At 69.8% G+C, this 17,549-nt stretch carries 15 protein-coding genes and 1 tRNA gene; 11 read left to right on the forward strand and 5 right to left on the reverse strand.

Translation table 11 applies throughout. The features are described from left to right. From AB0D93_RS01210 to AB0D93_RS01220, 3 genes are all read right to left on the reverse strand, one after another. Positions 1-1,545 (reverse strand): Stp1/IreP family PP2C-type Ser/Thr phosphatase, encoded by a 1,545-nt coding sequence (locus tag AB0D93_RS01210; RefSeq protein WP_362110858.1) that lies wholly within the window; start codon positions 1,543-1,545, stop codon positions 1-3. A 132-nt stretch (positions 1,546-1,677) separates the two neighbouring features. Then, positions 1,678-2,208 (reverse strand): FHA domain-containing protein, encoded by a 531-nt coding sequence (locus AB0D93_RS01215; protein WP_362110861.1) that lies wholly within the window; start codon positions 2,206-2,208, stop codon positions 1,678-1,680. A 10-nt stretch (positions 2,209-2,218) separates the two neighbouring features. Further along, positions 2,219-3,076: a DUF3662 and FHA domain-containing protein gene (locus AB0D93_RS01220; protein ID WP_362110864.1), complete on the reverse strand. Its 858-nt coding sequence runs from the start codon at positions 3,074-3,076 to the stop codon at positions 2,219-2,221. Between the two features lie 457 nt (positions 3,077-3,533). Between AB0D93_RS01220 and AB0D93_RS01225 the strand changes: the two genes are divergently transcribed. Further along, positions 3,534-3,617: transfer RNA gene (locus AB0D93_RS01225), tRNA-Leu, on the forward strand. Positions 3,618-4,179: 562 nt separating this feature from the next. After that, complete coding sequence (locus AB0D93_RS01230) at positions 4,180-4,362, forward strand: hypothetical protein (protein ID WP_362110867.1); 183 nt, start codon at positions 4,180-4,182, stop codon at positions 4,360-4,362. Here the strand turns inward: AB0D93_RS01230 and AB0D93_RS01235 are convergent. Continuing rightward, positions 4,353-4,832 (reverse strand): DUF4396 domain-containing protein, encoded by a 480-nt coding sequence (locus tag AB0D93_RS01235; RefSeq protein WP_362110870.1) that lies wholly within the window; start codon positions 4,830-4,832, stop codon positions 4,353-4,355. The two genes, AB0D93_RS01230 and AB0D93_RS01235, sit on opposite strands and share 10 nt — an antisense overlap. 153 nt (positions 4,833-4,985) lie before the next feature. Next, positions 4,986-5,999 carry a hypothetical protein gene (locus AB0D93_RS01240; protein ID WP_362110873.1) on the reverse strand — a complete coding sequence of 338 codons (1,014 nt, stop codon included), beginning with the start codon at positions 5,997-5,999 and terminating at the stop codon, positions 4,986-4,988. Positions 6,000-6,464: 465 nt separating this feature from the next. On the opposite strand from AB0D93_RS01240, the gene AB0D93_RS01245 reads away from it, so the two are divergent. From AB0D93_RS01245 to AB0D93_RS01285, 9 genes are all read left to right on the forward strand, one after another. Beyond that, a complete protein-coding gene (locus tag AB0D93_RS01245) occupies positions 6,465-7,508 on the forward strand; it encodes an ATP-grasp domain-containing protein (RefSeq protein ID WP_362110876.1) in 1,044 nt (347 codons plus the stop codon). Beyond that, positions 7,502-8,743 (forward strand): MFS transporter, encoded by a 1,242-nt coding sequence (locus AB0D93_RS01250; protein WP_362110879.1) that lies wholly within the window; start codon positions 7,502-7,504, stop codon positions 8,741-8,743. Before AB0D93_RS01245 ends, AB0D93_RS01250 begins: the two co-directional genes overlap by 7 nt. A 5-nt stretch (positions 8,744-8,748) precedes the next feature. Continuing rightward, positions 8,749-9,933 (forward strand): hypothetical protein, encoded by a 1,185-nt coding sequence (locus AB0D93_RS01255; protein WP_362110882.1) that lies wholly within the window; start codon positions 8,749-8,751, stop codon positions 9,931-9,933. A 61-nt stretch (positions 9,934-9,994) separates the two neighbouring features. Then, entirely contained in the window at positions 9,995-11,293 is a 1,299-nt protein-coding gene (locus tag AB0D93_RS01260; protein WP_362110885.1) for a SidA/IucD/PvdA family monooxygenase, read from the forward strand. Between the two features lie 13 nt (positions 11,294-11,306). Further along, complete coding sequence (locus AB0D93_RS01265; protein ID WP_362110888.1) at positions 11,307-12,929, forward strand: phosphotransferase; 1,623 nt, start codon at positions 11,307-11,309, stop codon at positions 12,927-12,929. Between the two features lie 67 nt (positions 12,930-12,996). Next, entirely contained in the window at positions 12,997-14,226 is a 1,230-nt protein-coding gene (locus AB0D93_RS01270; protein WP_362110891.1) for an ATP-grasp domain-containing protein, read from the forward strand. Between the two features lie 163 nt (positions 14,227-14,389). Then, positions 14,390-14,578 (forward strand): hypothetical protein, encoded by a 189-nt coding sequence (locus AB0D93_RS01275; protein WP_362110894.1) that lies wholly within the window; start codon positions 14,390-14,392, stop codon positions 14,576-14,578. 4 nt (positions 14,579-14,582) lie between these two features. Then, on the forward strand, positions 14,583-16,400 hold the full coding sequence (locus tag AB0D93_RS01280) for an aminotransferase class V-fold PLP-dependent enzyme (protein ID WP_362110897.1): 1,818 nt from the start codon (positions 14,583-14,585) through the stop codon (positions 16,398-16,400). Between the two features lie 61 nt (positions 16,401-16,461). Beyond that, positions 16,462-17,475, forward strand: a complete 1,014-nt coding sequence (locus AB0D93_RS01285; protein ID WP_362110900.1) for a ParB N-terminal domain-containing protein — start codon at positions 16,462-16,464, stop codon at positions 17,473-17,475. Positions 17,476-17,549 lie beyond the last annotated feature (74 nt).

Below are 17,549 nucleotides of genomic sequence, written 5' to 3' on the forward strand. Positions count from 1 at the left end.
CTACTGCTTGCCGCACTGATCGACGACCTTCTTCTCATCCTCGGAGAGGCTCGGGCCGGGGTTCGGAGTGGCGGATGCGGACGGGGGCTTCGAAGGGTTCTTCGTAGCGGGCGCCGAACCGGATGGGTGCGGTGTCGGTGATGCCTTGGACGTGAAAGCGGTACGGGTGGTTCCCGTGGTGCCTCCGGCCTCGCCCTGGCCCGTCTTGGCGTTCTGCTGCGACTGGGCGGCGTTGCGTTCCGCCTGCTTCCGGCATGCGGAGGCCTGTACCGACAGCGCGTCGATCTTCGCCTGGGCCTGCTGCAGACCGCCCGCGGTGATCGTGGCCTTCACCTGCTTCTGCTGGTAGGGCGGCAGGTACTTGAGTTCGATCTCGGGGTGGTCCTTCTCGACCTTCGACAGGGACACCCAGGCCAGGTCCTGGCTGATGCCGCGGTACAGCGCCACGTGCTCGCCCTTGGCGCCGACGTAGTACTGCGTCTGCGTCCAGCGGTAGCCGCCGTAGAGGCCGCCGCCGAGGACGGCCAGGGCGAGGACGCTGTACAGGGATCTCTTCAGCCACCGGCGTCCGCCGCGCGCCTTGGTGAAGTCGCCGTCGGCGTAGTCGTCGAAGCTGCCCGCCGGGACGTACCCGGTGGTGTCACCGGAGCCGGGCGGGCCGAACTCGCCGCCGCCGTGCCCGGGCTGCCTGCGGCCCAGGTGGGAGGCGCGGCCGGCCGGGGTCTGCATGATGCCGTTGTCGTGCAGGTGGTGCTGGTTCTCGGCGACCGCGCCGACCACGACCGGCTGGTCCGACAGCTGCCCGGCGAGGGTGTCACCGGTGTCCAGGTCCAGGACGTCGGCGACGATGACGGTGATGTTGTCGGGGCCGCCGCCGCGCAGCGCGAGCTGGATCAGCTCCTGCACGGTCTCCTGCGGGCCCTGGTAGCTGGCGAGGGTCTCCTCCAGCGTCTGGTGGGAGACGACCCCGGACAGCCCGTCGGAGCAGATCAGATAGCGGTCGCCGGCCCGCACCTCGCGGATCGACAGATCGGGCTCGACGTGCTCGGCGCTGCCGAGGGCGCGCATCAGCAGGGAGCGCTGCGGGTGGGTGGTGGCCTCTTCCTCGGTGATCCGGCCCTCGTCGACGAGCCGCTGCACCCAGGTGTGGTCCTGGGTGATCTGGGTGAGGACGCCGTCGCGCAGCAGATAGGCGCGGGAGTCGCCGACGTGGACCAGGCCGAGCCGCTGTCCGGTCCACAGCAGCGCGGTGAGGGTCGTCCCCATGCCTTCGAGCTGGGGGTCCTCCTCGACCATGGCGCGCAGCTGGTCGTTGGCGCGCTGTACGGCCGTGCCGAGCGAGGTGAGGATGTCGGAGCCGGGCACGTCGTCGTCGAGCGTGACGAGGGTGGAGATGACCTCGGAGGAGGCGACCTCGCCGGCCGCCTGGCCGCCCATGCCGTCGGCGATCGCGAGCAGGCGGGGACCGGCGTAGCCGGAGTCCTCGTTGCCCTCACGGATCATGCCCTTGTGCGATCCGGCGGCAAAGCGCAGTGACAGACTCATGCGCACCTCGCCCGTCGGCTCCGAATGCAGCCGGTCGTGTCGAGCCACACTGCCCACCCTCCGGTCGGGAGCGCGCCGGCGGCCCGGGTGCGGCCTGCCGCTGCGTGCTCGCTCCGCTCGCTCATTGTCGTACTACTTCCGCAGCTCGATGACGGTCTTGCCGATGCGGATCGGCGCGCCCAGCGGGATCGGCGTGGGAGTCGTCAGCCGGGACCGGTCCAGGTAGGTGCCGTTGGTGGAGCCGAGGTCCTCGACGATCCACTGGCCGTCGCGGTCCGGGTAGATCCTGGCATGGCGGCTGGAGGCGTAGTCGTCGTCCAGCACGATCGTGGAGTCGTGTGCCCGGCCCAGCGTGATCGTCTGGCCCTGCAGGGCGACCGTGGTGCCGGTGAGTGTGCCTTCCGTCACCACCAGCTTGCTGGGGGCGTTGCGGCCGCGCCGGCCGCCGCCCTGCTGGCCCCGCTGCTGATTGCGCTGCTGCGGGGGCGCGGCCGGCTGCTGCCGGGGCGCCTGCTGCTGGCGACCGGCCTCCCTACGCGATCCGCGCTGGGTGACGCGCGTACCGAACAGGTCGCTCCGGATGACCTGCACGGCCACGATCACGAACAGCCACAGTACGGCCAGGAAACCCAGCCGCATGACCGTGAGGGTCAGCTCTGACATTGCCCCCGCTTCACCCTTCGGCTTGCCTATAGATAACGGTGGTGCTGCCCACGACGATCCGCGAGCCGTCGCGGAGCGTAGCGCGGGTGGTGTGCTGCCCGTCCACCACGATGCCGTTGGTGGAACCGAGATCCTGGATCGTCGAGGGCGTTCCGGTCCGGATCTCGCAGTGCCGGCGCGAGACGCCGGGGTCGTCGATCCGCACGTCGGCGTCGGTGCTGCGGCCCAGCACGAGCGTCGCGCGGGAGATCTGGTGGCGGGTGCCGTTGATCTCGATCCAGTAGCGGGTGCGCCCGCCGCTCATCGGAGCGGCCGCGGGCCGCTGGGTGGCGGGCTGGGGGTAGCCGTATCCGCCGGGGCGGGCGCCGGGCGGCGGCGCGGACGGCATCGGGGGTGCGCCGGCGGGCGTGGCGGCGGGCGGGTAGCCGTAACCGCCCGGGGCGCTCTGCGCGGGGCGGCCGGGGGCCGGGGCCGCGGGGGCCTGCTGGCTGCTGGAGGAGGCGAGGGTGCGCGAGCGCACCCGGTACAGGCCGGTGTCCAGGTCGTCGGCCTTCTCCAGGTTGACCTTGATCGGCCCCATGAAGGTGTAGCGCTGCTGCTTGGCGTAGTCGCGCACCATGCCGGCCAGCTCGTCGCCGAGCTGGCCCGAGTAGGGGCTGAGGCGCTCGTAGTCCGGCGCGCTCAGCTCCACGATGAAGTCGTTGGGTACGACGGTCCGGTCGCGGTTCCAGATCGTCGCGTTGTTGTCGCACTCACGCTGGAGCGCGCCGGCGATCTCCACGGGCTGGACCTCGGACTTGAAGACCTTGGCGAAGGTGCCGTTCACCAGACCTTCGAGACGCTGCTCGAACTTCTTCAGAACTCCCATGGGGCACCTCCTCCGTCCCTGCCGTTGTCTTGCCTGTTGTGTGCGCTGCCTTGCCCGGTCGTGCTGGTACTGCTCACTGATCGTATCTACGCGCCCGGCAATCAGCCGGTTCCCCCAGCGGCTCCCCTTCGAACTCCTGGTGCGCACTCCCGTTGCCATGGATCGTAGAGGGGGGCGAAGACCAGTGTCCCGCACCTGGCTGTGGACCTGTCCCGCCTCCTGGGGAGATGCCGGGGACCGGTACGAGGTTGATACGTGAGACGGGTCTCCTTGATACGTACGGGGCGCGAGCTCCGGGTAGGAGGGTGCGGCCCTGCCGCCGGGCGGGGAAGGGGGCGGCTGCGGGCCTGTCCCGGGCCCGGGGAAGGGATGTGAACCCACCCCGTACGGCGTGCTAATGTTCTGGGTGTCGGAAGGGGCCAGCCCGAAAGGGCCGGAAACGGAAGACACACCCAATGCGCGGGTGGCGGAATAGGCAGACGCGCTGGATTCAGGTTCCAGTGCCCGCAAGGGCGTGGGGGTTCAACTCCCCCCTCGCGCACAGAGACGAGACGGGTCTCTGCCGGTGACGGAAGTCACGGCAGGGGCCCGCTTCTCGTTGTGGCCCGGGTTGTGAGGGATCGCACAGCCAGGCGACGGACGTGGACGACCCCGCCGGTGAGCTATCTCACGGACAGGGTCTACGGCTTCCCCGCGAGCGGTGTCGTGCTGGTGCCCGAGATCAGCCCGGCCACCGCGGCAAGCAGCACGGTCAGTTGAGCCGGTGGTTGCGGAGTGCGGTCACTGTGGCCTCGATCGGCGGGCGGCGAGACGTTCGTGGGCCTCGGTGTACGTGTCCGTGCCGATCTCCCCCGAGGCGGAGCGACGGTCGAGGATCTCCTCCGGGGTCTCGCGGTGCCGGCGTCCTTCCCGGCCAAGTCCGGGAACGCGGTCTTGCTGCCCGCTTCTGCCGTACGACGTGCTGGACCTGGCCGTGCTCTGGGAGCGCTTCGACACCGCGTGCCGTGACTCTCCCGGGCGGGCGGTGCTTCCTGCTCCCCGTCCGCGACGAGCCGCCGAACCGCTCGGGGCGCGTCCACCGGGTGACCCCTGACACGAACCGAGTGACCCCTGACGCGAAGTGGACCGGCTGGGCCCCCGACGCGGTTCTGGTCCTCATCGTCGTGCAGCTGTCGCCCATGGGCGGCCACCTGTTCCTCGGGCGTGCCGCGCTGTGCGCCGGCCTCGGGTTCCGGCGCCGGTGCAAGCGTCGCGAGCGGGGCGGCGCCGACGTCCGTCAGTGGTAGGCGTGCACGACGGCATGCCCCCTGCCGCGGCCGATCATCCACCGGTTCACCGGCGTGGTGAGCACGAAGGCCATAGCCAGGGAGAGTGCGAGCGACGCCCAGAAGAGGAACTGGCCGAGACCGGCGTCCATGGCACCGGGCACGCCCAGGACGACGGTGTTGTCGATCACTTCCATGACGGCGATGGACACGGTGTCCGCGGCCAGAGCAACCCTGAACGCCTGGCGGGCCGGCAGCCCGGCGCGCAGCACACCACGCATGGTCAGCGCGTACCCGAAGACGAAGGCCAGCGCGATGGAGACGACGACGGTGGCCGCGTTGTGCAGGCCCGCGGCGGTGCCGATGACCATGCCGAGGACTTCGCCGATGGCGCAGCCCGTCAGGCAGTGCAGCGTGGCCTGTGCGGCGGTGCGCCAGGAGACACCGGAGTCATGGTGGGCGTGGTGGTGCTGGTGTGCGGTGTGGTCCATCGTCAGCCTCCCCTTGCCGGATCTGGTCCTCCTCACAACCAGATACCCCCAGGGGGTATTCCGGAGTCATGCAGGGCGATCCGGCACCGAGGCCCAGAGCCCCCGGGACACCCAGGCCCTGGCCGGTCTCGGGGCGGGGCGGGGTGGGGCCGCTCAGCGCGGAATGAGCGAAAGACCGGATTCCACTTCGGAGAAGTACGCGCCACGGGCGGATTTCGCCTGCTTGGCGCTGAGGCCGGCGCGCATTTTCGTCAGGTTCATCGCTTTGGCGGTCGACGCGGGGAGATGTGCGATCAGCTGCGCGTAGACGCATCGCCGTTCTTCAGCGCCGCCAGGGGAGAGGCCTATCTCCAGCAGATCCATCCAGTCCTTCCAGACGGCTGCGACAAGAAAGCCCGTGACGCCCGGACCCCACGCCTTGTAGACGAGTATCCGCACCCCGGGTTGGGCCTCCCACTGCCGGATCCTGAAATCAACGAGGTCCGGGTGGTCGACCATCTCCTTCCGGCGATGGTGGTCCACGATCAACGGAGCGGCCTGCTCGCGGGCTTCGGACCAAGAAAAGACGGCCGTTCGCACTCCCAGACGCCCGGAATCGAGGATGTCCCGGCGCAGCGTCGACCGTTGTTTCGACAGCAGGCTCTTTTCCCAGTCGCCGAAGAGCCGGTCCATCCTCGCGTCCTGGCCTATCGGCGCACGCAGCAGCTTCGTCGGGAGGGCCTCGCTCACCAGGTCCAGCTGGGCCTGAGGGAAGCAGGGGAAGTACAGATAACGGTACTTTTCGGGGTAGCTGGCCCGAATCGCGTACAGGATTTCTCGGTACACCTCAGGGCTGCGGGCATCGGAGCGCACATGCAGTGAGGACGACACGCCGTCGCGACCGCCCACGAGAAGACACTCATCGGTGTCCGGGACGTTGTTGTCGGCGTTCAACGCATGTGGCGTGTAGAAGGAGTTGGGCCACTTTTTCACCCGTCTGCGATATACCGGCACAACCGCCACGGGGCGATCCATGTCGTCGCTGAACGTGTGGTATTCGAACAGCCACCTCCTGTCGCCTTCAAGCGCCAGTAGCCGCCCCCACGAACCCGCCGGTCCGAGGTCTTTGTCCAGCTCGTCAAAATACTCCGACTCGTCCGCTAAGGAGGAGCGAATCTCATGTCGCACGGGACACCTCCTGTGCAGCCATTCCCCGGTCGGCGCAATCGTGCAGGAACGCTACCCATCGACCGCGCACCTGACAAGGAACGTTTCGCAGGGCCGCTGATCCGGACCGGGGGCGTCCGCCATAAACGGCTGGACAGAACCAGCATGATCGCTAGACTGCCCTGGCATGGACACGAAATGAACTCAGGTGAAGGCGGAGGTGTACTGCAGGCTCCGCCGGGGTTGACCGCCCGACTTTAGCTGCTTCATTGGGGGATGCAACTCGTGGACGTCACGCATGTCCTTTGCGGGTTCAGCAAGGGGCTGCTCTCGGATCTTGACAGCCTGTTACCAGCGGCGTCCGTCCTCGTCGTGGAGGATGAACACGTCGCCACCGCGCGTGACGCGCACAGACGGGCCGCGAGCCACGCGTGCGTCAAAGGCGTTGTCCACGCGCCGGTGCAGGACGAACAGGATCCTGCCAGGGTGCTGCGTGCAGTTCCGAAGCCCGGACACGTTCGCGCCGTCGTCCCGGCGACCGAGTACGGCGTGGTGGCCGCCGCGACCCTGGCCGACGCGTGGGGACTGCCCGGGGCGGGCACATCGGCGGCGGCGGTCCTGCGGGACAAGTCCGCCCTGCGTGCCCACGCCGATTCCGCCGGACTGCCGCAGCCTCGTTGGCGGCCGGCCGAAAGTGTGCAGGACGTCGTCGCGTTCCGGGCCGGACACGGTGGCCGTTGTGTGGTGAAACCGGTCGACCGGCAGGCCAGCCTCGGTGTTCGGCTGCTCGACGCCGAGGACGACGCGGCGGTGGCGTGGAAGGCCGCGACCACGGCGGACGAGCCGAGGATGCGCGCTCGTGACACCGGAGCCGGCCGCTTCCTCGTCGAGGAACGGCTGTCCGGGCCCGAGGTAAGCGTGGAGTGCCTGGTCGACCGTGGTGAGCTGCTGTTCGTCAACGTCACCGAGAAGCTGTTGCAGTCAGGGCCGTCGCCGGTGGAGCTGGGGCATGTCGTCCCGGCGGCGCTGCCTCCCGCGGTCATCGGCGAACTCACCCGGCTGATGCGGCGGTTGATCGACTCGACAGGGTTCGGGTCCGGCGTGCTGCACGCCGAGTGGATTCTCGTCGACGGGGTACGACCGCATCTCGTCGAGTGTGCGGGGCGGCTGCCGGGCGACAGCATCGACGTGCTCATCGACCTCGCCTACGGCGGCCGGATGGTGGCCGACCTGCTCGGCGTCCTGGAGGGCCGCGGCGCACCGACCCGCGGCCCGGCCGTCGCGGGCGCGGCGATCCGGTTCCTGTCCGCACCGCCGGGCGTGGTGCGTACGGTCACGGGGCTGGCGGAGAGCCGGACCGCGGAAGGCGTACGCGAGGTCGAGCTGACCGCGGAGCCCGGCACGGTGATCAGGGAACCGACCAGTTCCTGGGACCGCATCGGCCATCTGCTCGCCACCGGCACGACGGCCGTGCACGCCGCACGGAACGCGGCCTGTGCCGCCGGGCTGATCGAGGTCCGCACTTGCTGATCGAACGGCTCTTACGGGCCTACGTTCCGCGGTCCGCGGCCGGTCGGGCATTCGCCGTCATCACGCTGTTCGACTCGGTCGGAACAGGCTTCTACCTGGCCGGGTCCACGATCTTCTTCATCCGCGTGGTCGGTCTGAGCGAGGCGCAGGTCGGTGCCGGACTGGCCGTCACCGGGCTGACGGCGTTCTTGGCGACGGTTCCGCTCGGCGTCCTCACCGACCGGTGGGGCGCCCGGCGGATGCTGATGGTGTATCAGCTGTGGCGTGCGGTGTGGTTCGCGGTTCTCGCCTTCGTGCACGGACCGGTCGCCTTCGTCGTCGTGTCGGCGCTCCTCGGGCTCGTCGAGCGCGTGGTCTCGCCCGCGAGTCAGGCGGTGGTGTCGGTGGCGGTGCCGGGCCAGGACCGTACGCGTGCCATGGCGACGATGCGTTCGGTGCGCAATGTCGGGTTCTCCCTCGGCGCCCTGCTCACCGCTCCGCTGCTGACCGTCGGATCGGCGTCGGCGTACCGGACGATCATCCTGGCGGACGCCGGGTCGTTCGTGGTCGCCGCCCTGTTGCTCGCACGGCTGAGGGTGGAATCGGCACCACCGCCCGTGCGCCGGGGCGGACTGAACTTTCTGCGCGGGTTCGGTGACCGGAGGTATCTGGCGCTCACCGCGGTGAACTGCGTACTCGCCGTCCACATGTCCGTGCTTGCGGTGGCCGTGCCGCTGTGGACGGTGCGGAGGACGGACGCGCCCACCGCGCTGGTGTCGGCGCTGGTGGTGCTGAACACCGTGATGGCGGTGCTCTTCCAGGTCCCGCTCGCCAAGGGCGCGGAACGGGACGGCGGTGGTCTACGCGCGATGCGGCTCGCCGGGTGCGCGCTGATCACCTCGTGCGCGGTGTTCGCCGCCGCGGCGGCCCCGTTGGGCCCGGTCTTCGCCGGGGCCGCGCTGATGGCCGCCACCGTGCTGCTGACTCTCGGTGAACTGTGGCAGTCGATCGGCGCCTGGGAGCTGTCCTACAGATACGCGCCGGAGCACCGCAAGGCCGAGTACCTCTCGATCTTCGCACTGGCCAACAGCGCGCAGGACGTGCTCGGACCGCCACTGATCACCGTCGTCGTACTCGGCTGGGGCGGCGCCGGGTGGGCCGCGCTCGGCGCGCTGCTGCTCGGCGCGGTCCTGCTCCTGCCCCTGCCGGTCGCCCGGCTCGATCACCGCCTCGTCACGGCGCAAACGGAAGGGTGACGTACGTGCACGTCCTGATCATGCAACGGCCCGGGTCGGCCGCGCGGTGCGACCACTGGCTGCGGGCAGCCGACCCCGACGTCCGTATCACCCTGTTCACCTCGGCCGACGCCGATCGTGGGCCCGGGGACCTGGCCGAAGGGGTGCGCCGCGTGGTCGTGGAGGACTACGCCTCACCCGCCGCGACCGCCGAGCTGTTCCGTCTCTGTGCCGCGGACAGGCCGGACCGGCTCTTCGCGAACTCGGAGGACGACGTACTGCGGGCCGCCGAGGCCCGCACCCTCTTCGGCATCCCTGGACTCGGTTCGGCGACGGCCCTGCGGTTCCGCGACAAGATCGCGATGAAGCGCCTGTTCGACGGGCTTCCGGTGCCGGCCGTGCCCTTCCGTGAGGTGCGCTGCTGCGAGGACCTGTACGCGGCCCAGGAGGATCTCGGCACCATCGTCGTCAAGCCCCGCGACGGCGCCGGCTCCGTCGGAGTGCGGGTGCTGCCCGACGGGCCGTCGGTCCGGCGGGCGTGCCTCGAGGACCCCGGCCTGCTCACCGCCCTGCACAGCGGTGGGCTGATGGCCGAGCAGTACGTCGCGGGCACCGTTCTCCACGTGGACGTCCTGGTCGACGGCGGCACGGCGCCGCTCGTCTCGCCGTCGCGTTACCTCAGCCCGCCGCACCGGTTCCGCACCGACAACCTCGGCTCGGTCATGCTCGATCCCGGGTCGCTCCGTACGAAGCTGCTCACGGACACCGCCGAGCGTTTCGTCGCCAACCTGCCCGCGGGTCACGGCGTGCACGTGCTGCACATGGAGTTCCTCGAAGACGCCCGAGGCGCGCTCTTCGCGGGCGAGGTCGCCTGCCGCACCGGCGGAGCGCTGATCAAGAACGCCGTTCGCCACACCTACGGCGTCGACCTGTCCCAGGCCGCGTGTCTGTTGTCCGCCGGGCTGTGGACGGGACCCGCGGAACTGGCGCGCACGGCCGCACCGACCGGCTGGCTGCTCTGGACCGGTGGCCCGCAGCCCAGCGTTCCCGCCGAACGACCGGACTGGCTCGTCGAGTTCTCCGCCCCCCAGGGGCCGGAACAGCAGACCGGCCCGGCCGACGCGGTGGACGGAAAGGCCGCGTTCCTGGTCGAGGGCGCCGACGAGGAACAGCTCGAACACCGACTGCGAGCCCTGTGCCGACCCCACTGACCGCTCGGCCCGCCCGCCGTCCGTCCCGTCCCGCCCTCCATCACAAGGGAGAGAACCCCACGTGCACCTCAACGAACCGGACGTCCATGATCTCGTCGGCATCGGTTTCGGTCCCTCGAACCTGGCCGTCGCGATAGCCCTGGAGGAGTCCGGCCGCCCGCTGCGCTCGCTCTTCTTCGACCGCAAACCCGGCTTCGCCTGGCACTCCGGGCTGATGTTCGACGGTGCGGAAATGCAGGTGTCCTTCACCAAGGACCTGATCACGATGTGCAACCCGCGCAGCCGCTACTCGTTCCTGAACTACCTGGCCGAGCAGGGCCGGGACCGGCTGGCGAAATTCATCAACCTGCGCACCTTCTACCCGACGCGCGTAGAGTTCAACGACTACTACGCCTGGGCCGCCGAGCAGTTCGACGACATCGTCCGATGGGGCACCGAGGTCGTCGAGGTGACCGCCGTGCCGGGCGAGCACGGCACGGACCTGCTGCGGGTACTCGTCCGCGACCTGGCCGGCGGGGAGACGAGCGCGGTGCTCACCCGCAATCTGGTGATAGCGCCCGGCGGCGTTCCGAACGTCCCCGAGGGCGTCGAACTCGGGGAACGGGTCTTCCACGCCTCCGAGACCCGGGAGCGGCTGGAGACCGGGTTCGGCGACCTGTCCGCGCCGTACCACTTCAATGTCGTCGGCTCCGGCCAGACGTCCGCCGATGTGTTCATGCACCTGCGCCGTTCCTATCCGAACGCGCGGATCACCACGAACATCCGCGGCTTCGCCATGCGCCCCGAGGACGACACCCATTTCGTCAACGAACTGTTCCTGCCCGAGTTCCCGGACTGGTTCTACCGGCAGAGCGGCGAGTTCCGCCAGAGGATCATCGACGACTACGGCCTCGCCGCCCACACCGGTGTGAGCTACGACCTCATTCCGCAGATCTACCGCGAGTACTACGAGGACCTGTCCTCCAGGCGCGGTGCGCTCACCCTCCATCGGCTCACCGAACTGGTCGGGGCCCACTCGGACGCCGACCGTGCGACGGCCACGTACTTCCACCTCGACAGCGGCGCGACCAGCCAGGTCGACGCCGACGCCGTGATCCTCGCCACCGGGTACCGCTATCCGATGCCGATCCCGGCACTGGCCGGACTCGCCGGACACCTGCGGATGGAGACCCCGGAGCGCTACGCGATCCGGCGCGACTACGCCATCGAGAGCGCCGAGGACTTCCGGCCGCGGATCTACCTCCAGGGCTTCGCGGAGGCCACGCACGGATTCAGCGAAGTGCTGCTCTCGCTGATGCCCGTGCGCGCCGCCGAGATCATCGAGTCCATCGCCAAGAACGTGTCCGCCGAATCCCGTTAGGAGCGCCGAACCCGTGACTATCCCGGCCGCAACGACTCCCGACCTGCACGGCACCGTGCGTACCACGACCGACCAGGAGCGTGCCGTCGTGCGCGCGGTCTTCGAGCGGCACGGTACGCCTCTGCCCGCGGACCAGGTCTCCGTCGTGTTCGCCTATCCCGGCCACGGAGTCGGCGAGCGGTTCCCGCAGCTCTCCGGCTGCACCAACCAGATGCTGCTGTTGTCCACCGCGGCAGGGCAGTTGTCCAAGCTGGGCATCACCGCGGTCGCGGCGAGCACCGAGCCGCCCGACAGGCACGCCCATCTGGGCGCGCTCAGCCGGTCCATCGCCCGGTTCGGCGAGGACGACGCGGCGCAGGTGCCGCACACCGATGTCGAGGAAGGCCGCTTCCTGCTGCGTTGGACCATGGTGCTGGGCGGATCACGCGATGGTCTCCTCGTCACCGGCATCGCCGACAGCGTGGCGCACACCCGCGCGGTCATCGACATGCTCACAGCCGATCGTCTGCGCGACTGGGCCGAGGCCGCCGGGGCCGATCGGGCCGCCGTACCGAACGGGGTGACGGCCACTTACGCCAACGGTGCGGACTCGCTGGGCATCGTGGCCTTCGAGGCGGGCGTCCCGCTCGTGGCCAAGGTCGGGCCGCGCGCGGTCATCGACGCGGAGACCGCGTTCGTCGCCGACGTCAACTCCCGGCTCACCGCGCAGGGTCACCCCCCGCTGTTCCCGGTGGTGCACGGTGTGCACCGCGAGGGCGCGCAGGCGACGTCCCTGATGGAGCAGGTCGATCCGCTCACCCTCGACAACGTCGTCTTCGACGACAAGGCGAAATTCGTACTCGCCGGGGACGCGTCGGCGGTGCTCGAACCCCACCTTCGGTCGCTGGGCGTCCTCTACGAGTCGACGGCGAGACCGCAGCGGCCCACCGTCGCGGACTACCTCCTCAGGGAACGCTTCCACGCGATCGTGGAACACGAGGGGTTCGTCACGACCTTCCGGAGCTTCTTCCCCGGCTGGGACCTGGCCGCGGTACTCGACGCGGACGTCGTCCTCCCGACCGGTGCCAGGCCGGCGGGGTACGCGGCGATGACGCGCTGGCTGGACGAGACCGCCGCCTCGCTGCTGCCCGACTCCGGGTGCCTGGTGCACGGGGACGTGCACCTGAAGAACATGCTGCGCCGCGGGGACGGCTCCCCGGTCTTCGTCGACCCCCGCACGGTGTGGGACGGCCGGGACCGGCCGGACATCGGGTTCGGCGACCCCAGTTACGACTTCGCGACCCTGCTGCACAGCGCGCTGCCGATGAGCGGCCTGCTCCAGGCCATCGCCGACGGTACGTCCGAAGCGCTGCTGCCCGAACTGCCCGCGGCGCCGAACGGCACGCTCGACCTCTCCGGGCTGACGACCCCGTTCACCGTGGACGGCAACCTGAAGCGGCTCGAGGAGCGGCTGCTGGCCGGACTCGGTCCGGTGGACGAACCGTCCGTCCTGCGCGCCAGGCTGTACATCGGCGCGGCAGACGCTCTCGCGGGCTGGCTGAAGTACGAGCGGGCGCTGGTCACACCGCAGGCCTGGCTCGCCGTCTACGCCTATGTCCTGTGGTACCTCGACCGCGCGCGGGCGGTGCCGGCATGACCGGGCGGACCGGAACCGGGACAGACAGGCGGAGTTGCGCCATCGGCTCGAACGAAAAGGAACGGTCATGCCCGCTCAAGTGTTGATGGTGAACTCCGGCAAGTCGGAGGCGGTGGACCGGCTCCGCGCGGTGGCACCCGACGCCGAGATCGATGTCATCACCGAAAGCTCGTACGCACGGATGTACAGCCCGGACGAGCGGCTGCACTTCGTCGATGACATCGCCGACCTGACGGCCGTCCGCCGGGTGGCCCTGGACCTGCTGGGGCGTCAGCCGGTCGATCACGTGGTGGCTCCGTCCGAGCGGAGCCTTCCGGCCGGCGGCTATCTGCGGTCGTTCCTGGGGCTGGACGGGATCGGTTTCGAGACGGCGAACCGATTCTCCAACAAGGCGGTGATGAAGTCCGCCCTCACCGCGGCGGGCCTGCCCGTCGCCGCGCACCGGGTGATCGGATCGCCGGACCAGGCGCCCGCCGCGGCGGCCGAGCTGGGGTGGCCGGTGGTGATCAAGCCGGCCCTCGGTACCGGCTCGATGAACACCTTCCTGGTGTCCTCGGCCCAGCAGCTGACCGAACTGCTCGCCTCGCCCGCCGCGGACGGGCTGCGCCGTGCGGCGTGCCCCCTGCTGGTCGAGCGGTTCGTCGCGATGGAGGGTGAGTACCACTGTGACGGGGTGGTCTCGGACGGGCATGTCGAATTCGCGGCCGTGCAGCGGTACTTCATGCCCCTGCTGGGCCGGACGGACGCCTTCACCGGCTCGTATCTGCTGCCCGAGGACGACCCTGCGGTCGGCACGATCCGCGAACTGCACCAGGCCACGGTGAACGCCCTCGGGCTGGACACCGGGGTGACGCACATGGAGTTGTTCGGCACCGCGGACGGATTCGTGATCGGTGAGATCTCCTGCCGCCCGGCGGGCGGCGGAATCGTCGACGCGGTGGAGATGAAGTACGGCATCGACCTCTGGCGGGTGTTCATGGACACCTCGCTCGGCCGCCCCGCAGGGGTGAGCGGTCCGGTCGTTCCGCTGCGGGACGAGGTCATCGCCAACTGCGACCTGCCGGTGCGGCCCGGCCGTGTGGTCCGCGTGTCCACCGCCGAGGAACTGGCCCGGGTGCCGGACGTGGTGGAGGTGCGGATGTCCACGCGGACCGGCGACACCATCGGCACCCGGCTGCACTCGGCTTCGACCACCGGCCTGGTGTTCCTGGCGACGGCCGATGCGGCGCTCGTGCCCAAACGCGTCGAGGACCTGGCTCGCGTCTACGTCCTGGAGGTCGCATCCGAAAAAGGTTGAGACGCGATGCCCCCACCTCGGGGGAAATTGCAAAGAAATTGGCGTTGCATTCGACGCCTCCGGGAACAAAACGGGCACCGTTGATCGAGGTTGACAGCCCTGGAAAGCGGACTGATAATCGATCGGCCGGTTGTTCTTCTCTGTTCAACAAAGGAGAATTGAAATGGGCAAGGGTAAAGAAAAAAATAGCCCGGCGGAGGGTCTGGGGGAATCGCCGCTCGAGCTGGAGCCCGATGTGACGGGTGGCGCGCCGGAGTTCGCGAGCCTCTCGCCCGAGCTGGAGCCGTGGCAGGCGGAGAGTATCGCCGCCGAACTCTCCCCCGACATCACCTTTGATGACGCGCCGGAATAAACCCGTGTCCGGCGACGCGCGAAAGAACACCGGTCCGTCGTACCCGCCGCTCTACACACCGTTCAAACTGGCCAGTGGATGGCTGGTGCCGAAGCTCCGCGACTCGCGGCTCAGTTCGAACGCGGTGACCGTCGCCTGGGCGATCCTGCTGGTGACCGCGTCCGTCGCCCTCGCGGCCGGACGTCAGGTCCTGGCCGGTTCCCTCGTCCTCGTCGCCATCCTGTTCGACTGTGTCGACGGCGACCTCGCACGCTCCAGGAACCGGCCCTCGGTCTCCGGCACGCTCCTGGAGCAGCTCGCACACTGGATCGGCAACATGTCGCTGATCGCAGGGGCGGGCGCGGCGCTCCTGCGCGCGCATCCGCAGGCGGGGAACGTCGCGCTCGTCTCGGCGCTCACCGTGGTCCAGGCTGTCTACATCGCCGTCGTCCGGCAGATACGGCCCGACGCGGCGAACATCCTGGAGCATCCACGCCTGCGCCGGACGTTCCGGAGGGTCGTGCGGGTCCTGTGGCTGTTGTCCCCCATCGAGCTGCCGATCATGGCGGCGCTCATCGCCTTCGGCACCTCCGCAGGCGTTCTGCGCACGCTCCTGATCGTGCTCACGCTGGCCGGCTCGCTGATCTTCGTGCCGCACTTCTTGCTGATCAGGGCCGTTGACCGCCGGAAATGGACACAGCCGGCACAAGCCACGCCGACACCGGAGCGCACGGGAGCGGCCATACATCGGCTGCTCGAAGCGGACTGGTGGGTCCCTGGGACGCCGCACCTCCCCGGAGAGGTGCGCACCCTGCTCGGCGGACAGCCCGTCGCCGCCGGAGCCCCGTTCGTGACCGCGGCTCGCCAGGAACTCGGCAGTACCCTTCCCGCGCTCTTCCGCACCGCCGGCCGGGTGCTGCCGCTGGCCTGTCCCGAGGAACTCGCGCTGGAGACGGTGGTCGGCACGCTCGGCCGCCCGGGCGACCGGTTCCTCATCGCCGGCGGGCGCTCCGCCGTCCGCCGGTGGCGGCCGGTCGTGGAGCGGCTCGGCATGCACGTCGCCGTTTCGGAGGCCGTCTTCGGCGCGGGCGTGAACAGCACGACGCTGGCCGAGCAGCTCGCCGAGGGGCCCCCTCCACGCTTCGTCCTGATGGCCATGGCCGATCCCGCGGACGGCACCCTGACCGATCTCGCGGCGGTGCTGCGCGTCCTGAAGGACCTGCCGTCGATGGTCATCGCCGATGCCACCCTGAGCTTCTGCGCCGACGACCTGTGGATGGACGAGTGGGGTGTCGACGTCGCTCTGTCCTCCTCCGCCAGCGGTGTCATGGCACCGCCGGGCCTCAGCCTGGTCGCACTCGGCCCACGGGCACTCGCCGCGCTGGAGGAGGCGGCGCCCACGCGGCTCGGCGGCTACCTGGACCTGCGCGCCCATCTCGGCGACCGGCCGCCCGCGCCACCGCCGGCGGCGGCACTGCTCGGGCTCCAGCTGTCCGTATCCCTGATCCAGGACACCGGCCTGGACTCCTACATCGCCCAACGGCGGTCCTCCGCCGAGCGGTTCCGACGGCGCTGCGCGGAGGAGGCCGATCTGACCCCTGTCGCCGAACTCCGCAGCGCGGCCTGTACGGCCTTCGTCCTTCCGGACGACGTCCGACTGAGTCAGTTGCAGGCGAACCTGTTCACCCTGGCCCGGGTCGTGGTGGGGCACGGCCGAGCACCCGGCGGTATGACCACGCTGAACGTCGGGCACTCCGGCCGGCGCGACGCCCACGACCTGGACCAGGCCGCCATGGCGCTCGCCGATGCCCTTCGCATGTCACGCGACGCCGTGTCCGCGTAGACCGACTCCGACTGGAAACGGATCACCAAAGCACTGGAATTGCACAGAAGAGGGAGCAATTGTGGAGCAACGTCCGATACGCCAGTTCGTCCGGATCGACGAACTGAAGGATGCGGACTCTCCGCGGCTGGACGGGGAAGACCTCGATCATGTTCGCGTTCTCGCGGAGACGGAAACGCCTCCGATTTTAGTGCACCGGCAGACTATGCGAGTAATCGACGGGATGCACCGTTTGCGTGCGGCCAGGCTCAATGGCAAGACGAAGATAGAAGTGGAGTTCTTCGACGGTTCGGAGACGGATGCCTTTCTGCGTGCGGTGGAGGCGAACACCGCGCACGGTCTTCCGCTGGCCATGGCCGATCGGAAATCGGCGGCCCGGCGCATCATCCGGAGCCACCCGGACCTGTCGAACCGGGAGATCGCCCGGTGCGCCGGACTGTCCGACAAGACGGTGGCGGCGATCCGGCGTTCAAGCCCGGATATTCCGCAGTCGAACGTCCGGAAGGGGGCGGACGGGAGAGCCCGCCCGCTCGCCGCGTCCGAGGGGCGGCTGCGTGCGGCCAAGGTGATCGCCGAGCGCCCCGAGGCGACGCTGCGCGAGGTGGCCCGGGAGGCCGGGATCTCCTTGGGGACCGCGCGCGACGTACGCCAGCGTCTCGACCAGGGCCTTGAGGCGGCGCCGCCGGGCAGGCGGAAGGGAGCCGGCCGGCAGGAGGGCGGGGGACGGTCCGCGGTCCCGGTGGAGCGCGGGACCGCCGGCCTCACGCGACGCGGTGCGCCGCCCGTCGCCTCTTCGGCAGCCGACGTCCGCAGGTACCTCGACCGGCTGGCCCGCGATCCGGCCGTGCGTTCGACGGACCGGGGGCGCGAGTTGCTGCGCTGGCTTTGGGCGCACGAGACGGTGCTGCGCAAGTGGCCCGAGACGATGTCCGCGATCCCGCCGCACTGCGCCGACGTGGTGGCCTGGCTGATCCAGCAGTATCTGAGTTCGTGGCAGCACCTCCTGGAGGACTACGGGGGTGACTCCGAAACGTTCGGGTCCGCGGCGACAGACCTCCGTCACCGGGCCGGCTGAGGCGGCGATGCCCGCGCCTGAATTCCGGCGCGGGCATCAGTCAACCGGCCGGCCGTTGTTCTGCCAATGACGCA

It is taken from the genome of Streptomyces sp. NPDC048191 (assembly GCF_040652655.1).
GTDB lineage: Bacteria > Actinomycetota > Actinomycetes > Streptomycetales > Streptomycetaceae > Streptomyces.